At 63.7% G+C, this 18,992-nt stretch carries 20 protein-coding genes; 10 read left to right on the top strand and 10 right to left on the bottom strand.

All coding sequences use genetic code 11. The features are described from left to right. The first annotated feature begins 12 nt into the window (after positions 1-12). From VSX60_RS12420 to VSX60_RS12410, 3 genes are read left to right on the top strand one after another with little or no spacing between them, the layout of a single operon-like run. The gene (locus VSX60_RS12420; RefSeq protein ID WP_327624517.1) at positions 13-522 is read left to right on the top strand and encodes a TRAP transporter small permease; all 510 of its coding nucleotides are present in this window, start codon (positions 13-15) and stop codon (positions 520-522) included. After that, entirely contained in the window at positions 515-2,467 is a 1,953-nt protein-coding gene (locus tag VSX60_RS12415; RefSeq protein ID WP_327624516.1) for an aconitate hydratase, read from the top strand. The genes VSX60_RS12420 and VSX60_RS12415 overlap by 8 nt, the downstream gene beginning before the upstream one ends. After that, positions 2,464-3,384, top strand: a complete 921-nt coding sequence (locus VSX60_RS12410) for a hydroxymethylglutaryl-CoA lyase (protein WP_327624515.1) — start codon at positions 2,464-2,466, stop codon at positions 3,382-3,384. The genes VSX60_RS12415 and VSX60_RS12410 overlap by 4 nt, the downstream gene beginning before the upstream one ends. 27 nt (positions 3,385-3,411) lie before the next feature. Here VSX60_RS12410 and rlmH read toward each other — a convergent pair whose 3' ends face one another. From rlmH to VSX60_RS12380, 6 genes are all read right to left on the bottom strand, one after another. Beyond that, positions 3,412-3,894, bottom strand: coding sequence for a 23S rRNA (pseudouridine(1915)-N(3))-methyltransferase RlmH (rlmH, locus tag VSX60_RS12405; protein WP_327624514.1), 483 nt, complete (start codon positions 3,892-3,894; stop codon positions 3,412-3,414). 51 nt (positions 3,895-3,945) lie between these two features. Then, positions 3,946-4,395, bottom strand: a complete 450-nt coding sequence (gene rsfS / locus VSX60_RS12400) for a ribosome silencing factor (protein WP_442873094.1) — start codon at positions 4,393-4,395, stop codon at positions 3,946-3,948. A gap of 87 nt (positions 4,396-4,482) precedes the next feature. Then, positions 4,483-4,968, bottom strand: a complete 486-nt coding sequence (locus tag VSX60_RS12395; protein ID WP_327624513.1) for a TadE/TadG family type IV pilus assembly protein — start codon at positions 4,966-4,968, stop codon at positions 4,483-4,485. Between the two features lie 134 nt (positions 4,969-5,102). Next, a complete protein-coding gene (locus tag VSX60_RS12390) occupies positions 5,103-5,621 on the bottom strand; it encodes a TadE/TadG family type IV pilus assembly protein (protein WP_327624512.1) in 519 nt (172 codons plus the stop codon). 4 nt (positions 5,622-5,625) lie between these two features. Continuing rightward, a complete protein-coding gene (locus VSX60_RS12385; protein ID WP_327624511.1) occupies positions 5,626-6,867 on the bottom strand; it encodes a TadE/TadG family type IV pilus assembly protein in 1,242 nt (413 codons plus the stop codon). 218 nt (positions 6,868-7,085) lie between these two features. Further along, complete coding sequence (locus tag VSX60_RS12380) at positions 7,086-7,379, bottom strand: hypothetical protein (protein ID WP_327624510.1); 294 nt, start codon at positions 7,377-7,379, stop codon at positions 7,086-7,088. Between the two features lie 274 nt (positions 7,380-7,653). On the opposite strand from VSX60_RS12380, the gene pabB reads away from it, so the two are divergent. Genes pabB through VSX60_RS12365 form a run of 3 tightly spaced genes read left to right on the top strand, consistent with a single transcriptional unit; the run spans position 7,654 to position 10,473 of the window. Beyond that, positions 7,654-9,036, top strand: a complete 1,383-nt coding sequence (pabB, locus tag VSX60_RS12375) for an aminodeoxychorismate synthase component I (RefSeq protein WP_327624509.1) — start codon at positions 7,654-7,656, stop codon at positions 9,034-9,036. Continuing rightward, a complete protein-coding gene (locus VSX60_RS12370) occupies positions 9,033-9,629 on the top strand; it encodes an anthranilate synthase component II (RefSeq protein WP_327624508.1) in 597 nt (198 codons plus the stop codon). Before pabB ends, VSX60_RS12370 begins: the two co-directional genes overlap by 4 nt. Then, positions 9,610-10,473 carry an aminotransferase class IV gene (locus tag VSX60_RS12365; protein ID WP_327624507.1) on the top strand — a complete coding sequence of 288 codons (864 nt, stop codon included), beginning with the start codon at positions 9,610-9,612 and terminating at the stop codon, positions 10,471-10,473. Before VSX60_RS12370 ends, VSX60_RS12365 begins: the two co-directional genes overlap by 20 nt. A gap of 30 nt (positions 10,474-10,503) precedes the next feature. Here the strand turns inward: VSX60_RS12365 and VSX60_RS12360 are convergent, their stop codons facing one another. Continuing rightward, a complete protein-coding gene (locus VSX60_RS12360) occupies positions 10,504-10,914 on the bottom strand; it encodes a dihydrofolate reductase (protein WP_327624506.1) in 411 nt (136 codons plus the stop codon). A gap of 214 nt (positions 10,915-11,128) precedes the next feature. On the opposite strand from VSX60_RS12360, the gene VSX60_RS12355 reads away from it, so the two are divergent. After that, positions 11,129-11,575: a MarR family winged helix-turn-helix transcriptional regulator gene (locus VSX60_RS12355; protein ID WP_327624505.1), complete on the top strand. Its 447-nt coding sequence runs from the start codon at positions 11,129-11,131 to the stop codon at positions 11,573-11,575. A 117-nt stretch (positions 11,576-11,692) separates the two neighbouring features. Continuing rightward, the gene (locus tag VSX60_RS12350; RefSeq protein ID WP_327624504.1) at positions 11,693-12,655 is read left to right on the top strand and encodes an aldose epimerase family protein; all 963 of its coding nucleotides are present in this window, start codon (positions 11,693-11,695) and stop codon (positions 12,653-12,655) included. Between the two features lie 86 nt (positions 12,656-12,741). Here VSX60_RS12350 and VSX60_RS12345 read toward each other — a convergent pair whose 3' ends face one another. Then, on the bottom strand, positions 12,742-14,241 hold the full coding sequence (locus VSX60_RS12345; RefSeq protein WP_327624503.1) for a CoA-acylating methylmalonate-semialdehyde dehydrogenase: 1,500 nt from the start codon (positions 14,239-14,241) through the stop codon (positions 12,742-12,744). Positions 14,242-14,368: 127 nt separating this feature from the next. Between VSX60_RS12345 and VSX60_RS12340 the strand changes: the two genes are divergently transcribed. Both VSX60_RS12340 and VSX60_RS12335 read left to right on the top strand, forming a co-directional pair. Beyond that, positions 14,369-15,250: a LysR family transcriptional regulator gene (locus VSX60_RS12340; protein WP_327624502.1), complete on the top strand. Its 882-nt coding sequence runs from the start codon at positions 14,369-14,371 to the stop codon at positions 15,248-15,250. Between the two features lie 102 nt (positions 15,251-15,352). After that, positions 15,353-16,858: a phospholipase D-like domain-containing protein gene (locus VSX60_RS12335; RefSeq protein ID WP_327624501.1), complete on the top strand. Its 1,506-nt coding sequence runs from the start codon at positions 15,353-15,355 to the stop codon at positions 16,856-16,858. Here VSX60_RS12335 and VSX60_RS12330 read toward each other — a convergent pair whose 3' ends face one another. Continuing rightward, complete coding sequence (locus tag VSX60_RS12330; protein ID WP_442873093.1) at positions 16,859-17,797, bottom strand: lysylphosphatidylglycerol synthase domain-containing protein; 939 nt, start codon at positions 17,795-17,797, stop codon at positions 16,859-16,861. 62 nt (positions 17,798-17,859) lie between these two features. Next, positions 17,860-18,621 carry an endonuclease/exonuclease/phosphatase family protein gene (locus tag VSX60_RS12325; protein ID WP_327624500.1) on the bottom strand — a complete coding sequence of 254 codons (762 nt, stop codon included), beginning with the start codon at positions 18,619-18,621 and terminating at the stop codon, positions 17,860-17,862. Positions 18,622-18,992 lie beyond the last annotated feature (371 nt).

Genomic DNA, 18,992 nt, shown 5'->3' with positions numbered 1-18,992 from the left:
AGGAGCGAAACCATGCTCGCCGTCCCGTTGAAACTGTTCGAGGCGTTTGCCCGACTCCTTGAAATCGTCGGCCAGGGCGTCCTCGCCTTCATGGCCCTGACGATCACCTACGACGCCACGATGCGCTATCTGTTCGCGGCGCCGACCTCGTGGAGTCTGGAGATCAACTCGTTCCTTGTCGTCTACCTCGCGGTGATGACGGCGGCGGAGGTTCAGCGGCGCGGCGAGCATATCGGAATTACGCTTCTCGCCGACGGACTTCGTCCCGGCGGGAGGTGGGCGGTGACAACGGCCATCGGCATCGTCGGCGCCGTGTTCTGTGCCATCATCACCTGGCGCGGCGGGCTGATGGCGTACGACGCATGGGCCTATGGGGAGCGCGTATCGAGCGCTTTAGGCACCCCCATGTGGCTTGCCTATGCCATGCTGCCGATCGGCTTTGGAACGCTCGGATTGCAGTTCCTGATCAACATCGTACGCGGCCCAGCGGCTGCGTCTTCGGAGACGATGCCGCATGTCTGAGAACCTCGCGCGCAAGCTCATCGCCAGCCGTCTTGTGTCCGGCGACATGAGGCCGGGCGCGGAGATCGCCCTCAAGATGGATCAGGCTTTACTGCAGGACGTGCTCGGCACCCTGGTGATGCTCGAACTCGAGGCGATGGGCATCGAGCGGGTCGCCACCAACCCGAGCGTTCAATATATCGACCACGGGCTGGTGCAATCCGACGAGGTGAACGCGGACGCGCACCTCTTCCTGAAGAGCGCCTGCGAACGCTTCGGCATCGTCTATTCCGGCCCGGGCAACGGCATCAGCCACCCGGTGCATATGGAGCGTTTCGGCGTGCCGGGACAGTCGATGGTCGGCAGCGACAGCCACACCCCGGCGGCGGGATCGCTCGGCATGCTGGCGATCGGCGCCGGCGGCATCGAGGTGGCGCTCGCCATGGCCGGAGAGCCGCTGTTCCTGACCATGCCTGAGATCTGGGGCGTCGAACTGACCGGCGCGCTGCCCGACTGGGTCTCGGCCAAGGACGTGATCCTGGAAATGCTGCGGCGTCACGGCGTCTCCGGCGCGACCAACACGATCATCGAATATTACGGCCCCGGTCTCTGCTGCCTGTCCGCCATGGACCGGCATGTCATCGCCAATATGGGCTCGGAACTCGGCGCTACGTCGAGCGTGTTTCCTAGCGACGAGGCGACTCGGCGCTTTATGCAGGCGCGGGGACGCGAAGCGGACTGGGTGCCGCTCGCCGCGGACGCCGGATGCGCCTACGACCGTCACGAGACGATCGATCTGTCGACGCTGGAGCCGTTGATCGCGCGCCCGCAGAGCCCCGACAACGTCGTTCCCGTCACCGAAGCCGCGGGCGAGCCGATCTATCAGGCCTATATCGGCTCCTCCGCCAATCCCGGTTATCGCGACTTCGCCGTCGTCGCCGACATTCTCGACGGCAGAACCGCCGCCGAAGGGGTCTCGCTCGACATCAACCCCTCCTCCCGCCAGGTGCTCGACGCGTTGGTGCAAACCGGCAAGCTCGGCGCCTTCATCCGCTCCGGCGCACGGCTGCATCAGGCCGGCTGCAATGGCTGCATCGGCATGGGCCAGGCGCCGGCCAGCGGACGCAACAGCCTGCGCACCGTGCCGCGCAATTTCCCCGGTCGCTCCGGCACGCGCGAGGATTCGGTGTTCCTGTCGAGCCCGGAAACGGCGGCGGCCTCCGCGCTCAGCGGCGTCATCACCGATCCGCGCACGCTGGAGATGGCCTATCCGAAGATCGCCGAGCCCGAGACGATGCGCGTCAACGACGCCGGCTTCATCTTTCCCAAACCGGGTGTCCGACCGGCGCTCTATCAGACCAAGCACACGCCGACGCTGCCCGACTTCGACGCGTTTCCCGATGAATTCACGGTCCCGGTTCTCCTGCGCCTCGGCAGCAATATCTCGACCGACGACATCATCCCGGCCGGCAATGTCCTGCCCTTCTGGAGCAACGTCTTCGAGACCGCAAAATACGCCTTCGCGCAAATCGACGGGAGCTATCCGGAGCGGGCCACGGAGGAGAGCCGGGGCCATGCGATCGTCGCAGCGAAGAATTACGGCCAGGGATCGAGCCGGGAAAACGCCGCGCTGGTTCCTCGCCTGCTGGGATTGCGGCTGGTCATCGCCGAGAGCTTCGCGCGCATCCACTGGCAGAATCTTGCCAGTTTCGGTGTGCTGCCACTGACCATCGACGCGGCAGCCGGCATCGACGCCGGCGACACCATCCAGATCGAAGCCGTGCGGAAGCAACTGGCTGCCGGCCCATCTGTGGCAGCGACGGTCGTTTCCTCGTCGGGCAAGACGCGCCAGATGACGTTCCAGCACGCGCTGAGCCCCCGGCAGATCGAGATCATGCTGCAAGGCGGCGTGATCAATTGGGTGAAAGCGCAGTCTTCTGGAACGGACCAAAGGAGATCGGCATGACCGGCAATTCCCAGTCAGTCGAGATCGTCGAGGTCGCCCCACGCGACGGATTCCAGTCGATCGACAAGCCGCTGCCGACCGAAGAGAAAATCGCGATCATCGAGGCTCTGCTCTCCGCTGGCGTGAAACGTATGGAACTCGGCTCCTTCGTCAGCCCGAAGGCGATCCCACAAATGGCGGACATGGCCGACATCGCCGCGCATTTTCAAGACCGGGACGGCGTTCGCCTGTCGGTGCTGGTGCCCAATGCCAAGGGCGCCGAACTGGCGCTGAAAAACCGTTACAGCGAACTGGTCTTCGTGTTTTCGGTCTCCGAGGCGCACAACCAGAACAATGTCCGCCAGAGCGTCGAGCAGTCGCTGGCACAGCTGCGCGCCGTGGTCGCGACGATGGCGCACGATGCCAATTTCCGTCTGCGCGTCGATCTCGCGACGTCGTTCGACTGCCCGTTCACGGACACCGTGCCGCTGGACGACGTTCGTCGTGCCTTCGCCAAGGCCATCGAGATTGCGCCCGAGGCGGAATTCGCTCTGTGCGACACGACCGGCCGGGCCGACCCGCTGACCGTCAAGGCGCGGTTCGAAGCGGTCATGGCCGATGCGCCGACAGCCACCAGCTGGGCATTTCACGGCCATGACACCTTCGGCATGGGTGTCGCGAACGCGCTGTTTGCCTATCAGGCCGGCGTGCGGGTGATGGAAGGCGCGGCGGCCGGTCTCGGCGGCTGCCCTTTCGCGCCGGGCGCCACCGGCAACACCGCCACCGAGGACCTGTATTTCGCCTTCCAGCAAGGCGGCATCGACACCGGCCTCGACCTGGAAAAACTGCTCGTCGCGGCCGACCGTATCGCCGCTTTGCCCGGTGGCAAGACCGGCGGGCATCTGCGCATCGTGCCCCGGAAGAGGGCCTACACCTGAAAGAAAGCCGGTCTCACACCGGTTTCGTCAGGCGCGATGATAGGGATGTCCGGCGAGGATCGTCGCCGCGCGGTAGAGCTGTTCCGCTACGAGAATGCGGGCGATCTGATGGGGATACGTCATTCGCCCGAGAGAGAGGACGAGGTTCGCGCCGGACCGCAAGGCGTCGTCATGACCGTCCGGGCCACCGATGAGCAAGGCGAGGTCGCGGCGGCCGTCGTCGCGGAACGTGGCGATCGCGGCGGCGAATTCTTCCGACGAGAGCGTTTTGCCCCGCTCATCCAAAATTAGGTGAATTGAGCCCTCCGCCAGCGAGGATCGCAGCCGCTGGGCTTCTTCGCGCTTGCGCTCGGGTGCGGTGCCAAGCCGCGATTCGGGATATTCGGAAAGCCCCTGGTAATCGAGCCCCAGCGGCGCGCCAGTTTTCTTCAAGCGGTCGAGATAGCGGTCAGCGAGCATCCGTTCCGGGCCGGCTTTCATCCGCCCGATTGCCGCAATCGTCAGTCGCATCGGCCGAGCCCTTTCCTCGGCCGAAGCCTCACTCCAACAATGACGCGCTGATCAATGGATCGTCGCGTCTCCGGCATCTCCGACGGACCACATCTTCTCGATGTTATAGAAGCTGCGGACTTCCGGGCGGAAGATATGGACGATGATGTCGCCGGTATCGACCAGCACCCAGTCGCCGTTCTGAAGGCCTTCCACCTTCGCCATCCCGAAGCCGTTGGATTTGAGATCGCGAAGCAGGTGGTCGGCGACCGCCGTCACATGACGATGCGATCGTCCGGAGACGATCACCATGTGATCGGCCAGTGCCGATTTGCCCTTCATGTCAATGGAAATGATGTCCTCGCCTTTCGAGTCTTCCAGGCTCGAAATCACGAGATCGATTGCAGTCCGGCCGACCGAAACATCGGTGGCGGGCGCGTCAGAAGGAGTGGTCTCGAAGACGTCCTTCGCTTCAGCCGCAGGTCTCAGTGTCGTTTTCCCTTTCCACGGGCAGACAATCAGTGCCGAAATGGCCCTGATTTACTGAATGTAGGCAGTCTTTGGTGGCGGTTTCAAGACGCACCGATATAAGAACGACATCATTCGACCCTAACAGTCGGTGCAAATGACGTCGGTCCCGACGCGGGGCCGAAGATAATACGTCCCCCCCATCTCAAAGGGCGTAGTCAATCCATACCCTCCAAACGGCAAATATTGGTAGGTCGTCGAGGCGACCAAGAGGGACTGACTGCGTAGGCCGGCAAGGTCGGCGGGCAACTGGAAGGGCCCGCCGGAGGCATCGGGAGTGGACCCTCTTGCCTGGGACCAACTGACGGACGCGCCGCCCTCGGCATTGATCTTGACCGACGTCACCTTGATCGCGACCTTCGTGGCGTCGTAGGGGGCGACCAGCGCGGACGAGACAGCGAAGATGGCGCCGATCTCGGCTTTGGTCGTTTCGGGGGCCTGGGTGATGAGGTCATTCACCGTACTGGCGGTGTGTTGGATTTTCCGATTGAGCGTGAATGCCATGGCGACTTCCGATCCGGCCATATAGAGCATCAGCAATATCGGAGCGATCAGGGCGAATTCCACGGCAGCGACGGCTCCCGTCGCACTGCGGAATTTCCCCGCGCGGCCTCGCCCTGGGTTCCCACGCCGGCCCCTGGCGCCATCAGACGGCCCGCCGGCAGTTTTCCAATGCCTGTGTAACGAGCGGAACAACCGCATCAAAACATCTCCGTCCGGAAAGCCGCCATCCCCGCGAGGAGGTGCGACCCATCCCCCATATTCGAGAGATATTTACGCATCAGGTCCGTGTAGATCGGCCATTTGTAATAGACACGGAGAGCGACAATCGAACCGGGACCGCCCGGCGCATAGCTGAAGCCGGTCGTGTCGAGATTCCCGCCACTGACCGGGGACGAGGAAGGAATTGCCGCAAAGCTCGAATAGGACTTGAGATCGATTTGGAGTTTTTGACAATCCAGAAGAAACCCAACCTTTCCGCACAACCGCTTGCGAAAATCCACCTCCGATAGATTGGCAGCCTGGATCTCGCCGGTACGTACCGTACGGCTGACACGGGCGACCGCCTGATCGAGGGTTAATTCGCCGAGAAAAACCAACGACGTCTCGATCGTGGCAAAGACGATCAGCAAGAATGGCATCGCCAGCAACCCGAACTCGACGATGGTCGCACCAGATCGATCGTTCCGCAGCCGAGTGAGTTTGGGAAGACGCGGCATGGCCTTACTGCACCAGCAAGGGGGAGTAGTCCTTCGCAAGCCGGTCTCCTTTGTAGCCGGCTTTGTCGAAGTCCGAATTCAACGTCATCTTAAGCGTGGTCGTGCTGTTTCCTGTGAAGGATATCGTATCGGCGACCAACGCCATCTGGTCGGAGCCGATGCCCAATTCGCCGCTGCCGGTGATCTTCAGGTTGTGTTTCGGCAGATAAACGGTTCCTTTGATGTTCACCGATCCGCCGCCGGCAATCGTGGCGTCCTTGGCGGGGGCGATGTCCCTGCGTCCGGCCATTGCGATTCCGGCATAGGTGCCCGTCGTCGGCGCCGAGATGTTCAGATTGGCGCCGCCATTCACCTTTGGATACGAATGGTCATCGACAAAGATCAGGGTCACGCCGGTGCCCGAAAGTGTGGCTTTGGATGACAGATCGAGGGGGCCACCGGCAATGACATAGGTCCCCGGCGCCAGCGTGATATTGGCCGAGGACGGAGCCTTCAAGCCGCCGCAATAGCGGCCGGGCTGGAGTGTGAAGTCACCGTCGCCCAGCGACGCGTTGCTGGACAGGCAGGTCCCTGTTTTCGCCGGCATCGGCAGATCCGCATAGGGGTCTTCCACAGGATCGCAGCCACCCGTCACTTTCGGCGAGAATTGACCCGACCCGCCCCCAACGGCGCAAAAATCCTTAGCCTTGGCGGTACCCGCCCCGGATTGGAAAAGCGCACTGCTGGATATCGAGTTGGAGTGGACCGAGCATTGAGGACCGATAAAGTCGGACGATCCGCCGAAGGAAATCGCCTTCGACGCGGTTTGCGATAGGCCGATCATGCAGTAACTCGACCGCAGGGGCCCGACGACGGCCTTCGCCAACACCTCCATCGGAAAGCTTTGCCCGAAGATCGGAAACGCCAGCGGATAGTCATATGTACCGGTAACCGTGACGCTGCGCTCGGCCTGGTTGATAGAAATTGCCACGGAAACAGCGTTGATCTGTTCGTTCGATGCGAAGAACGACTTGCCTTCGGCGATCAACGCCGCCTTTTCGGATACGCTCAATTTACTGAACTTCAGTCCGGCCGCCTTCACAGTCGCCAGCGCAGCGCTGTCGGCGGCGTCCTGCATCACGCTCCGGTTGCTCAGCGCCGCCGAATAATCGACGGCAAGCCCCATCGCTCCAAACAAGGGAATGGCCAGCAATGCCGCCATGATCGCGAAATTACCCGATTGGCTATCCGCAAATTTCTTGATCATACGCATAACGCTCTCACCCGACAGATAATCACGGGCAATTTACAGCGGACGCATTAATAGCGCTTTAAATAAACATGACTAATCCGACGTAGCGGTAGGTTTCCGACCGGCCCGCCGTCGATCGAAACATCCACAAAACGGCCGTAGAGCGGTCTAACGCCGCGCCGCCAAGACCGGCAGGGGTAGCGCCTTCATGGCCTTGGAGCCGATGGTGGTCGTCAGTTGACGCGACCGGCGCGACAGCGTCGGTAGGCTGCAGCGCCGTCGTCTCGCGCCTGCTGCCGATAGAGAAGATCCGCGCCGATGCTGTCTTCGTCCCGATCGATCCTGCCCTCGTAACTGTTTCCCGCCGTCTGGCGTCCATATTGCTGGCAGAAGGCCTCCGTTCCCCGTGAGTTGGGGTTTGCCGAGACCTGCGCGCCGGCAATCGGCGATAGATTGGGATAGGGCGTACCGGCATTGCAGCCGGCAAGGCCGACGAGAATGCCCAGCAATAGGATGGTGGCGCGCATAACTGCCTCCAATAACATGACGATCCTCACCCCTATCTGGAGCAGCAGGTGCCGGGCACCAAGGGTGATAAAGCAGGCGTGTTCGCCACCGGTCCGGCATGTGGCCGTTTTTCCCGGTATGGTGATGCGGACACTCCCATCGTATTCCGTCGGGAAAGGCTGAACGACAGGTCGAGCCCGATGCGTTGTCCCATTCGGGTTGCGGTCAGCCCCGATCGTTAGTGCGGCTGCGGCCCCGTTTGACGCGCGCACGCGCTTCTGGGCAATTGCCGTCATGGTCTACGAAGAGATCGATCCCCTGGCGCCGGACGTCGCGGCGGCCCGCCTCAGGCCGCTCGGCGGCCTCGCCTTTCTCGACAGCGCCATGCGGCACGCAACGCTGGGCCGCTACGCCTATGTCGCAGCTTCGCCTTTCGCCCGCTTCGCCGTCGACGCGGGCGGCGCGATGCTGGACGGACGCCGGCTCGAAGGTGCCCCATTGGCCGCGCTGGATGCGACCCTGCGGCAGTATCGCACCGAGGCGGTCGCCGGCCTGCCGCCGTTCCAGGGCGGCATCATCGGGTTCATCGGCTATGAGTTCGCGCATCATCTGGAGCGGCTCGCAACGCCGCCGGATCTCGATCCGGAGGTGCCGAGCCTGCGGCTCAACCTCTACGACACGATTCTTGCGTTCGATCTCGTCGACGATCGGGCCTTCATCATCGCGTCCGGCCATCCCGCCGACGAGGCGAACCGCGAGCGTCACGCACATGCGCGGATCGCGGCGTACAAGGCGGCGCTCGCGACACCGGCATCCGCATCCTCTGGCTCGTCGGCACCCGCTCTCGACTGGCGTTCGAACTTCTTCGCCGCCGACTATCACGCGGCGATCGAACGGGTGCGCGACTACATCCTCGCCGGTGATATCTATCAGGCCAACATCGCCCAGACCTTCGAAGCAACCCTGCCGGACGGCTTCGATCCGTTTCAGCTCTATCTCAAGCTGCGGCGCAGCAATGCCGCCCCCTTTGGTGCCTTCCTCGACTATCCTGATCTCGCCATCGCCTCGTCCTCGCCGGAGCGGTTCCTCAAGCTCGATCGCCGCGCAGTTGAGACCCGCCCGATCAAGGGCACAGCGAAACGCGCGGCCGACCCAACCGAGGACCAGGCACTCGCGGCGGCGCTGCTGGCTTCCGAGAAAGACCGCGCCGAGAACGTGATGATCGTCGATCTTCTGCGCAACGACCTGTCGCGTGTGTGCGAAGCCGATTCCGTCGCGGTGCCTGTGCTCTGCGGCCTGGAAAGCTACGCGTCGGTGCATCACCTCGTCTCGGTCGTCACCGGGCGCCTGCGCGACGGCGTAACCGCGGGCGATCTCCTCGCCGCGACCTTTCCCGGCGGTTCGATCACCGGAGCACCGAAGATCCGTGCGATCGACATCATCACCGAGATCGAGAAGACCGCGCGAGGCCCGTATTGCGGCGCTATCGGCTATCTCGGCTTCGACGGCGCGATGGATCTCAATATCGCCATCCGCACGGTCAGCTTCGCCAACGGCAAGGCACGCCTCGCCGCCGGTGGCGGCATCACCGTCCTGTCCGACCCCGCAGCCGAATACGAGGAAACCTTCACCAAGGCGACCCGCGTCCTCGCGGCGTTCGAGGACGATGCCGAATGATCCTCGTTATCGACAATTACGACAGCTTCGTTTTCAACGTCGCCCGCTATCTCGACCGACTGGGCGGCCAGACGCGGGTCGTGCGCAACGACTCGCTGACATTGGCCGACATCGAGGCATTTCGGCCGACGTCCATCATCGTTTCCCCCGGCCCCTGCACGCCGGCCGAGGCGGGAATCTCACGCGATCTGGTTCGCGCATTCTCCGGCCGCCTTCCCATCCTCGGCGTCTGTCTCGGCCATCAGGTGATCGGCGAGGTCTTCGGCGGCACCGTGATTCGCGCGATGAAGCCGATGCACGGCCGGGCCTCGGAACTCCATCATGGTGCGACGGGCTTGTTCGAGACAATGCCAAGCCCGACGACTGTGGGGCGCTACCATTCGTTGATCGTTGAGGAGACACCGGCGATGCTGGAGAGCCTGCGTGTCGACGCGCGCTCGGCGGAAGGCGAGATCATGGCGCTTTCCCATCGCGCGGACCCGACCTACGGCATCCAGTTTCACCCTGAATCGGTGCTGAGCGAACAGGGCGAACTGATCTTTAAGAACTTCCTGACCCTCGCTGAGGCCTGGCATGACCGACATCTGGCTTAACGGCGCCTTCGCCCCGTGCGACGGCGCGATCGCCGCGAACGACCGCGGGCTGCTCCTCGCGGACGGCGTCTTCGATACGGCGCTGGTTCTCGGCGGCCGGGTGTTCCGCATGGGCGAGCATCTCGACCGTCTTGCCGGCGCCGCCGGACGTCTGGAAATCCCGGTGGCCCGAAAGGATATACAAGCCGCCATGTCCGCGCTGGCGGAGCGACAGGTCAACGGCTCGATCCGGCTGACGGTCACGCGCGGGCCGGGACCACGTGGCATCGCCCTCCCCCCGGACCCGCGTCCGACCCTTCTCGGCTCGTCCGCGCCGCTGACGCCGAGCGCGATGTTCTCGACGATCCGCCTGGATGTTTCCTCGATCCGGCGCAATGAAACCTCGCCCACCACGCGGGTGAAATCACTGGCGTATCTCGATGCGGTCCTTGCCAATCACGCGGCCCGGCAGGTGGGCGTCGACGAGGCTTTGTTCCTCAACACCAAGGATCGCGTCGCGTGCTCCGCGCTCGCCAACGTCTTCGTGCTCAAGGACGGGGAACTGTCGACCCCGCCGCTCGCCGACGGCGTTCTCGACGGGATCACCCGCCGCTGGGTTCTCGCTCATGCCGGAGAATTCGGCCTTGCCGTTCGCGAACGCTCGCTCGGGCTTGCCGATCTTGCGGGCGCCACGGTGTTCCTGACCAACAGCCTACGACTGGTCTCCCCCGCGACGCTCGATCCGTCGACCATCGGACAGACGGATGGTTCGCTCACCCCTTTGATGATCGGGCTATGCCAGGCCATCGCAGGCGAATGCGGCATCGATCCGCGGGCGCTGAGCGCCGTCGTCGAGCCGCACTGACGGAGACGGCGCTCCACTCGGCCCCATGGCTCAGCCTCGCCGGTTGCCGGCCGCCACGAGCCAGGCCGGATTGAACCAGGTGTCGGCTTCGCCGTCATAGGGCAGCGTATTGATGTCCCAGTGCCGGACATAAGGCGCGTAGACATCCCAGACGGCTGGCCCTCCCCCCACATAAACGACGCGGTTGGGAAAGCGGGAGAGCACCTCCTGCGGATCATCCGACGAGCGAATCTCGACGATGACCCGGTCGTTCCTGGCAAAGCTTGGAAAGGAGGCGACCGTCTTCGGTCCGGCGATCAGCACATGGCCGCGGGTGATCTCGAAAAAACGCTCGACGTCCTCGGTAAAGACCCGCTCCGGCCGCCCCTCCCATGGCAACTGCCCGCCAAGGCCAAGCTGTCCGCTGCGACCGATCGCGCAGATGACCCGCACATCCGCCATAAGTCCATTCCTTCCGTGTCCGCATTTCGGGCAAAGCCACCGCCACGCGCGACATGGCGAGCCTCGGCCGAAAAAATTCGCCAAGAGGCGCCGACAAGGAACCCTTACGATTCCAGTTTCGTTCATAAACTAGTTAAAAGATTGATGGCCGGCTATCGGTCAATAAACCAGCATGGATATGAACATAACAGTCCCCCTTGTATCGGAAGCCAGAATGGATGCCGGCCAGTCATTGGCCATCCTCCCCTCGCTTCTTTCGATTGCGAAATCGACACGCGCCTTTCAGGCGCTGCTGCTGGCCGAAATTGGTCTTCATCCCGGCCAGGATCAATTGCTGGACAGCCTTGACCCGGCCAATCCGACGAGCGTGTCGATGCTCGCCGACCGGTTGTCGGTCCGACCTTCAACGGTATCGAAGATGCTCGACAGGCTGATCGATAGAGGGCTGGTGGCGCGCACGCCCAATATCCGAGACGCCCGACAGACCATGGTTCAGCTGACACCGATGGGCGAGGAGGCGCAGGTCGCCATTCGCGATATCTGGCACCGTCTGGAAGACGATCTGGCGACTTCCATCCCGTCAGGGGATATCGCCGCGCTCAACCGGTCTTTGATGCATGTCGGTGAAATTCTCGCTCAGAAACTGCGCCGACTCCGCTGATTCACAGGCCGCGAAGGCGCGGCGCCAAGCGCTCCGGGATCTGGTTAACTTCGACGCGCGCGCTTCTCGTTGAGGCCGTCGCGGGAAGAACATCGGGAAGAGCACGGAGAATCGGCCTTGCGGGAGAGCGTGCATATCGACAGCGGTGCTCTGTCAGCCGAAATCGTTACGACCGGGGCAGCGATCCGCTCGATTTATCTGCAGGGAATTTCTCATTCGCTGATCCTCGGCGTCCGCGACCTTGGATATTATCAAGCCGGAAACGACGAATATTTTGGCGCCACCATTGGCCGTTTCGCCAATCGGATTGGCGCGGGACATCTTCAAATCGAAGGCGAAGCACATCGGCTCGCGTGCAACGATCCGCCCAATCATCTCCATGGCGGGCCGACCGGCTTTTCGGTGCGGTCATGGGCCATCGAAGAGCGCCGAAAGGATAGCGTCACGCTCGCCTATGTGTCCCAAGACGGCGAGGAAGGCTATCCGGCGCGGGTCGAGGCTCGCGCGACATTTGCCGTTTCAAATGACGCCGCATTGACGATCACCTACGAGGCCGAAACCGACCGCACGACCGTCGTCAATCTGACATCGCATCTGTACTTCAATCTCGACGGCGACGGCGACATCCGCGACCATCGGCTCGACGTCGCGGCCGACCACTATCTGCCGATCGACGCCGGGGCCCTGCCGGACGGACGGATCTTGCCGGTGGCGGGAACCCTATTCGATTTTCGCCAAGCCAAACCACTTCGCGACGCGCCCGACCCGCTGGACCACAATTTCTGTCTGGCGCGCGGCATCACGTCGGAACCTCGGCCGGTAGCAACACTCGCCTCAGCGCGCAGCGGCGTGCGGATGCGGCTGGCGACCACCGAGCCGGGCCTGCAGGTCTACAACGGGGCAAAGCTCGACGGCACCGTGCTTGACCTTGCCGGCCGCCCCATCGGCAGCCGGGCGGCGGCGGCACTGGAGCCGCAAGGGTGGCCGGATTCGCCGAACCGGCCGGACTTTCCTCCAGCCGTGCTTCGCCCCGGCGAAACCTATCGCCATCGCAGCGTCTATCGCTTCGAAACGGTCTGATCCGCTGCGTCGCATGACGGCGGGCGTCTCGACTAAAAACGGGCGCCCTGGAGCGCCCGTTCGCATGCATGATCTTGATATCGCGATCAGCCCATGGCCTTGAAGTTGAATTCGGCGCCGTCCTTGATGCCCGACGGCCAGCGCTGGGTCACCGTCTTGGTCCGGGTGTAAAAGCGGAAAGCGTCGGGGCCATGCTGGTTGAGATCGCCGAAGCCGGAGGCCTTCCAGCCGCCGAAGGTGTAATAAGCGAGCGGCACCGGGATCGGCACGTTGACGCCGACCATGCCGATATTGATGCGGCTGGCGAAGTCGCGCGCCGCGTCGCCGTCGCGGGTGTAGATCGCGACGCCGTTGCCGTATTCGTGCTCCATCGGCAGCGATAGGGCTTCCTCGTAGTTCTTGGCGCGCACCACCGACAGGACGGGGCCGAAGATCTCGGTCTTGTAGATGTCCATGTCGCGGGTGACGTCGTCGAACAGGCAGGCGCCGACGAAGAACCCGTCCTCATAGCCCTGCATCTTGAAGCCGCGACCGTCGACGACAAGCTTTGCGCCCTCCTCGACGCCCCGATCGATGAGGCCCAAAACGCGCTTTTTCGCCTCGCCGGTGACCAGCGGTCCCATGTCGACGTCGTCGCCGGCCGTATACGGAGCGATCTTCAACGCCTCGACCCTCGGGATCAGCTTTTCGACCAGCCGGTTCGCGGTCTCCTCGCCGACCGGCACCGCGACCGAGACCGCCATGCAGCGCTCGCCAGCCGCGCCGTAGCCGGCGCCGATCAACGCGTCGGCCGCCTTGTCGATGTCGGCGTCGGGCATGATAATCATGTGGTTCTTGGCGCCGCCAAAGCACTGGACGCGCTTGCCGTTGGCGCAGCCGCGCGAATAAATGTACTGGGCGATCGGGGTCGAGCCGACGAAGCCGATGGCCTGGATGTCAGGGTCGTCGAGGATCGCGTCGACCGCGCCCTTGTCGCCATTGACGACGTTGAGAATACCCTCCGGCAACCCCGCCTCGACCATCAGTTCGGCGAGCATGATCGGCACCGACGGATCGCGCTCCGACGGCTTGAGGATGAAGGCGTTGCCGCAGGCGATCGCCGGCGCGAACTTCCACATCGGGATCATCGCCGGAAAATTGAACGGGGTGATGCCGGCGACGACGCCGAGCGGCTGGCGGATCGAATAGATGTCGATGCCGGGGCCGGCGCCTTCAGTGAATTCACCCTTCAGAAGGTGCGGGAGGCCGATGCAGAACTCGACGACCTCGAGCCCGCGCTGTACGTCGCCCTTGGCGTCGGGGATGGTCTTGCCGTGCTCGCGCGACAGCGCCTCGGCGAGCTTGTCCATGTCGCGATTGAGCAGTTCGACGAACTTCATCATCACGCGGGCGCGACGCTGCGGGTTGGTCGCCGCCCAGGCCGGCTGGGCCGTCTTGGCGTTCTCGACGGCGGTGCGAAGCTCGTCGGCGCTCGCCAGCGCGACCTTGGCCTGGACCTCGCCAGTCGCCGGATTGAACACGTCGGCGGTGCGTCCGCTGGTGCCGGCGACGCGCTTGCCGCCAATGTAGTGACCGATCTGTTCCATGTCGTTCCTCCTCATGAGTTCGTCTTGCCGTCTATCTCGCGCGGCACGGGCGAAAAGCCAATCCTTCGCATCGCGCATCCGTTGTGCGAAAAGTAACGTCCATCAGGCCGGAGCAGAGCGAATGGGCATGAATTGGGATGACGTCCGGCTGTTTCTGGCGGTGGCGCGGGCCGGGCAGATTCTGGCCGCAGCGCGGCGGCTGGAACTGAACCACGCAACCGTCGGGCGACGGCTGACGGCGCTGGAGACGGCCTTCGGCGCCCGGCTTCTGGTTCGCCGGCCGAACGGCTGCGAACTCACCGACACCGGCCGGGCATTTCTGGAACAGGCCGAGCGCATGGAAGCGGCTATGCTCACCGCCCGCGCCGCTGTCGGCGGCACCGACATCGCGCTGTCCGGCACCGTGCGGGTTGGCGCGCCGGACGGCTTCGGCACTGCCTTCCTCGCCCCCCGACTCTGGCAATTGACCGAGCGCCATCCGAACCTCACCGTGCAACTGGTCCCGGTGCCGCGGGCTTTTTCGATGTCGCGCCGCGAAGCCGACATCGCCATCACCATCGAACGACCCGACGCCGGACGTCTGGTCGCCGCCAAGCTCACCGACTATGCGCTCGGGCTTTACGCCACCCCGGCCTATCTCGCCGAACACGGAGAGCCGCGCACGCTCGCGGACCTCGCCGTTCACCGCCTTGTCGGCGCCGTCGAGGACCTGCTCTACAGTCCGAAATTGGCCTATTACGGCGACATCACCGCCGAGTGGCCGTCGCGTTTCGAGGTGTCGAGCGCGCTGGGCCAGACCGAGGCGGTGGCCGCCGGCGCCGGCATCGGCATTCTGCACGGCTTCATGGCCGCTGGGCGCGCGGACCTTGTCCGCGTGCTGCCGGAGCAGACCATCCACCGGGCCTACTGGCTGGTCTATCACGAGAGCGTCCGGGACGTCCGCCGCATCGCCGCCGTGGCGGATTTCATCCGCGAGATCGTGGCGGCGGACCGCTCCGCCTTCGCATGATCGATCCCAGCGAGAGAACCGATGTCATGGCTGACTATCGGAGCTTCACTGTAAATCACTGAAAATGGCGCATCCGGGATGGCAGAGGGCGCAGTGGCTGTTATGAGCGAAGCGGACAATGGCACGGCTCAGGAACTCATGCAGAATCTCGACGACACAGGACAATCCATCGCTTCCGGCCAAACGAGCGAGCCCGTGACCCGAATTCTGAAGGCGGGGCGCAATTGCCGCGATGTCACGCTCACCCGCCGCGCCGCTCTTCTGGTCGATGGGAGTGAGTATTTTCCGCGCCTGGCGGAATCTCTGCGCATGGCGCGGCGGTCGATCTTCATCGTCGGCTGGGATTTCGACGGGCATATTCACTTGCGGCGCGGAGAAGACGGGAATGGGCACGATGCCCTGGGTCCACTGTTGCGGGAGTTGGTGGAAGCCAACCCGGAGCTGGAAGTTCGAATCCTCGTCTGGAGCGTGGCGCTGGCACACGCTCCCGGCAGTTCGATGGATCTGATCTTCGGCGCGGATTGGCAAGACCACCCCCGTATCACCGTGCGTCTCGACAGCGATCACCCGCTCTATGCCGCGCATCACCAGAAGATCGTCAGCATCGACGACAGTCTGGCATTCGCCGGCGGTATCGACCTTACCGTCGAGCGTTGGGACAGTCCCGGCCATGCGCCGGACGATCCGGCACGCCGTGCCGATGGCGAAAACTACAGGCCGGTTCACGACATGCAGATGGTGGTCGATTCGGATGCCGCGGCGCAGGTGGCCGACATCGCTCGGTTGCGTTGGTGCCGAGCGACGAAGGAAGACCTTGCCCCGCTGAGCGACCGGGTCGACCTCTGGCCGAAGGACGTCGCCCCCGACTTCGAAAACGTTCCCCTCGGCGTCGCCTGTACCCTGCCCGGCTGGAACGGCCATTCACCTGTGCACGAGGTGGCGGCCCTGATCGCCGACGCGCTGTCGGCCGCGCGGCATACCATCTACATCGAGACGCAATATCTCGCGGCGCCGATGGTCGCCGGCATCCTGGCTAAGGCGCTGGCGCGAGCCGACGGCCCCGAAATCGTCATCGTGACGACACAGACCCTCAACGGGTTCATCGAACAGATCGCCATGGGCTTGAATCGCGATCGGCTCATTCGCCGCCTGCGCAAGGCCGATCGGTTCAAGCGGCTGCGGGTCTTCTATCCGCTGTCGGATGGAAGCCGCGATGACGCTGAAATCCTGATCCACGCCAAGCTGATCGTCGTTGACGACAGCTTTCTCAGGGTCGGCTCTTCCAATCTCAACAACCGCTCGCTCGGGCTCGACACCGAATGCGATATCGGCGTCGAGGCAAACGACACGCCGTCCCGCCAGGCGATCGAGCGGCTACGAAACCAGCTTGTCGGCGAACATCTTGCGGTCGATCCCTCACGTGTCGCCGAAGCGATCGCTGCGGAGGGATCGCTGGTGCGGGCGATCGATCGGTTGAATGATGCCGGGCGGCTCCGTCCCTTCGCGGCGATGTCGGATCGCGGACCGTCGCGGCGCATTCCCTTCACCAGCTTGCTCGATCCAACCCGGCCGTTCAACCTGTCAAGCTGGCTGTGGCACAAGCGGTAGTCACCTCTCTGCCGACACGTCCTTTGACGCCTTGCCGCGCCAGACCAGTTCGGTCACCGCGAACACGATGCTGCCGATGACGAGCGGGGCAAGAAAATAGACGAAGCGGAAGACCAGAAGCGCCCCGATCACGTTTGCCTGTGGCAGCAGGTACACGACCACGGCCTCGATAATGCCGAGACCGCCGGGTACATGCGTGATGAGGACGCCCATATTGGCCAGTACGAATGCCGTGGCGGCGGTCAGATAGGGCACTTCGGTGACGGCGCTGAGCGCCTGGTGAAGGCATGCCGCCACCAGCGCGAAATTCAGGCTGCCGACAGCGACCTGGGCCAGCGCAAGCCGAAGATCGGGCATCTCCAGCGTCCATTTCCGGATACGCAGACGGCCTTTGACGAAGGCTGCGGCAACGAGGTAGAGAGCCGTCGCGGCCAAGGATCCGATGCCCAATGCCAGGACAAGCGGTTGCGAGACACCGATCAGCTTGGCCGCCAGCGCCGGACGCAGCAGGATCGATATCCCGCCGAGCGTAGCCAGGCCGACCCCGACCGTCATTCCCGAAAATAGAATGATCTTGGAAACATCCACGGCCGAAAGGCCCCATCTGGAATAGAAACGGTAGCGGATCGCACCGCTGCTGAGGCCAGCGAAGCCGATGCTGTGCCCCAATGACAATGAGACGAACGAGGTAAGCGCGACACGCGGATAAGCCAGGCGCTTGCCGACGTAACGAACCGCGAGGGCGTCGAAGCCGGTGAGACAAAGATAGCTCGCGGCGGCGAATAGTCCGGCGCTCGCGAGCCGGCCGAGCGGAAACGACGTCACCGACTGGACGAGTTCGTCGAAGCTGTAGCGGCCCAGCGTGCGGTAGAGCAGCCAGCCCGCCAGCAGCATTCCCGCCACGACCATCCCGCGCATCAGCCATATGCGCCACGAGATCGCCTCGCCCTGCGAGTCTTCATCCGATCCCGCAACCGCGCGATCCTCGTCGACTGTATCGGTCATCGAGTGGCTCCATTGACGGGCGGCGACGGTGTCAGTTCGAGTTCGAGCAGCAGCGGCAGGTGATCGGAGGCGACTCGCGTCAGCGGCGTCCGGATGCTCCTCACGGATCGAACGGAGACGGCGCCACGCAGGAAGGCGTGATCGATACGCAGTAGCGGCAGCCGGCTCGGGAAGGTCGCGCCCGGATCGCAATTCCCGGCCAGATGGCGCGCTTCCGACAGATCTTGCGCCAGCCGCCGGTAGGCTCGCGACCGTGGGACCGCATTAAAGTCGCCTATCAGGACGGCGGGATCCTGGCACCGGGGATGCGCCAGCCAATCGCCGCCCAGCACGGTCTCGGCCTGACGCAAGCGTTCGCCGCCATTGAGACCGAAATGGGTATTGATCACCTGCAACTCCTTTCCCGCCACATCCACGGACACCCACAACGCGCCACGGGGCTCCAGGTTCGGCCGCCCCGCAAGTCCCGGCAGCGGCCCGGCTTGCATCAACCGTGACGGACGCCGCGTCAGGATCGCATCGCCATACTGTTCTTCCTGGACGGTGAGCGCCGGATGGAAGTGGGTCATCATCCCGAGGAGGCGCGCGATGTCAGCCGCCTGATCGGCCGCCCCTGTCCGCCTGCGGCCGACATCGACCTCCTGAAGCGCGACGATATCCGCGTTGCACTCGGCAATGACCTCGGCGATCCGCTCCGGCGACAGCTTGCGATCCGTCCCGATGCAGCGGTGGATGTTGTAGGAGAGTACGCGGATCATGAATGCCGCAACCGCCCGACCTCAAGGCTCTCGTTCACTGTCAAATCACCTGTCCGACTCACGCGCCGACCGAAAGACTGGCCGAACGATTGACTAGACATCCCGAGATATGGCGCTGGCCTTTCCCGAAAAGGGAGAAAGGCTGTCCGCCAAGAAGGAATTGCCGCGCTGCAGATGCCGTAAACACCGCCGACGAAGACCCGATAGGCAGGCCGAGATCGATAAAACCGGCCCGCAGGTCACTTGGACCACTCCTGGCGGCCTAGAGCGTCAGGCGATTAATCAGCAACATAGCCAGCGGCCTTGAGGTAGTTCCAACATTCTTCGGGCTCGAACAGGTCGCAGATGTTGCCGACTGCACGCCAGAGATC

Source organism: Aurantimonas sp. A3-2-R12, from assembly GCF_036016755.1.
Taxonomy (GTDB): Bacteria; Pseudomonadota; Alphaproteobacteria; order Rhizobiales; family Rhizobiaceae; genus Aurantimonas; species Aurantimonas coralicida_A.
The sequence above is the reverse complement of the archived record's forward strand: the minus strand, read 5'-3'. Positions and strand labels throughout refer to the sequence as shown.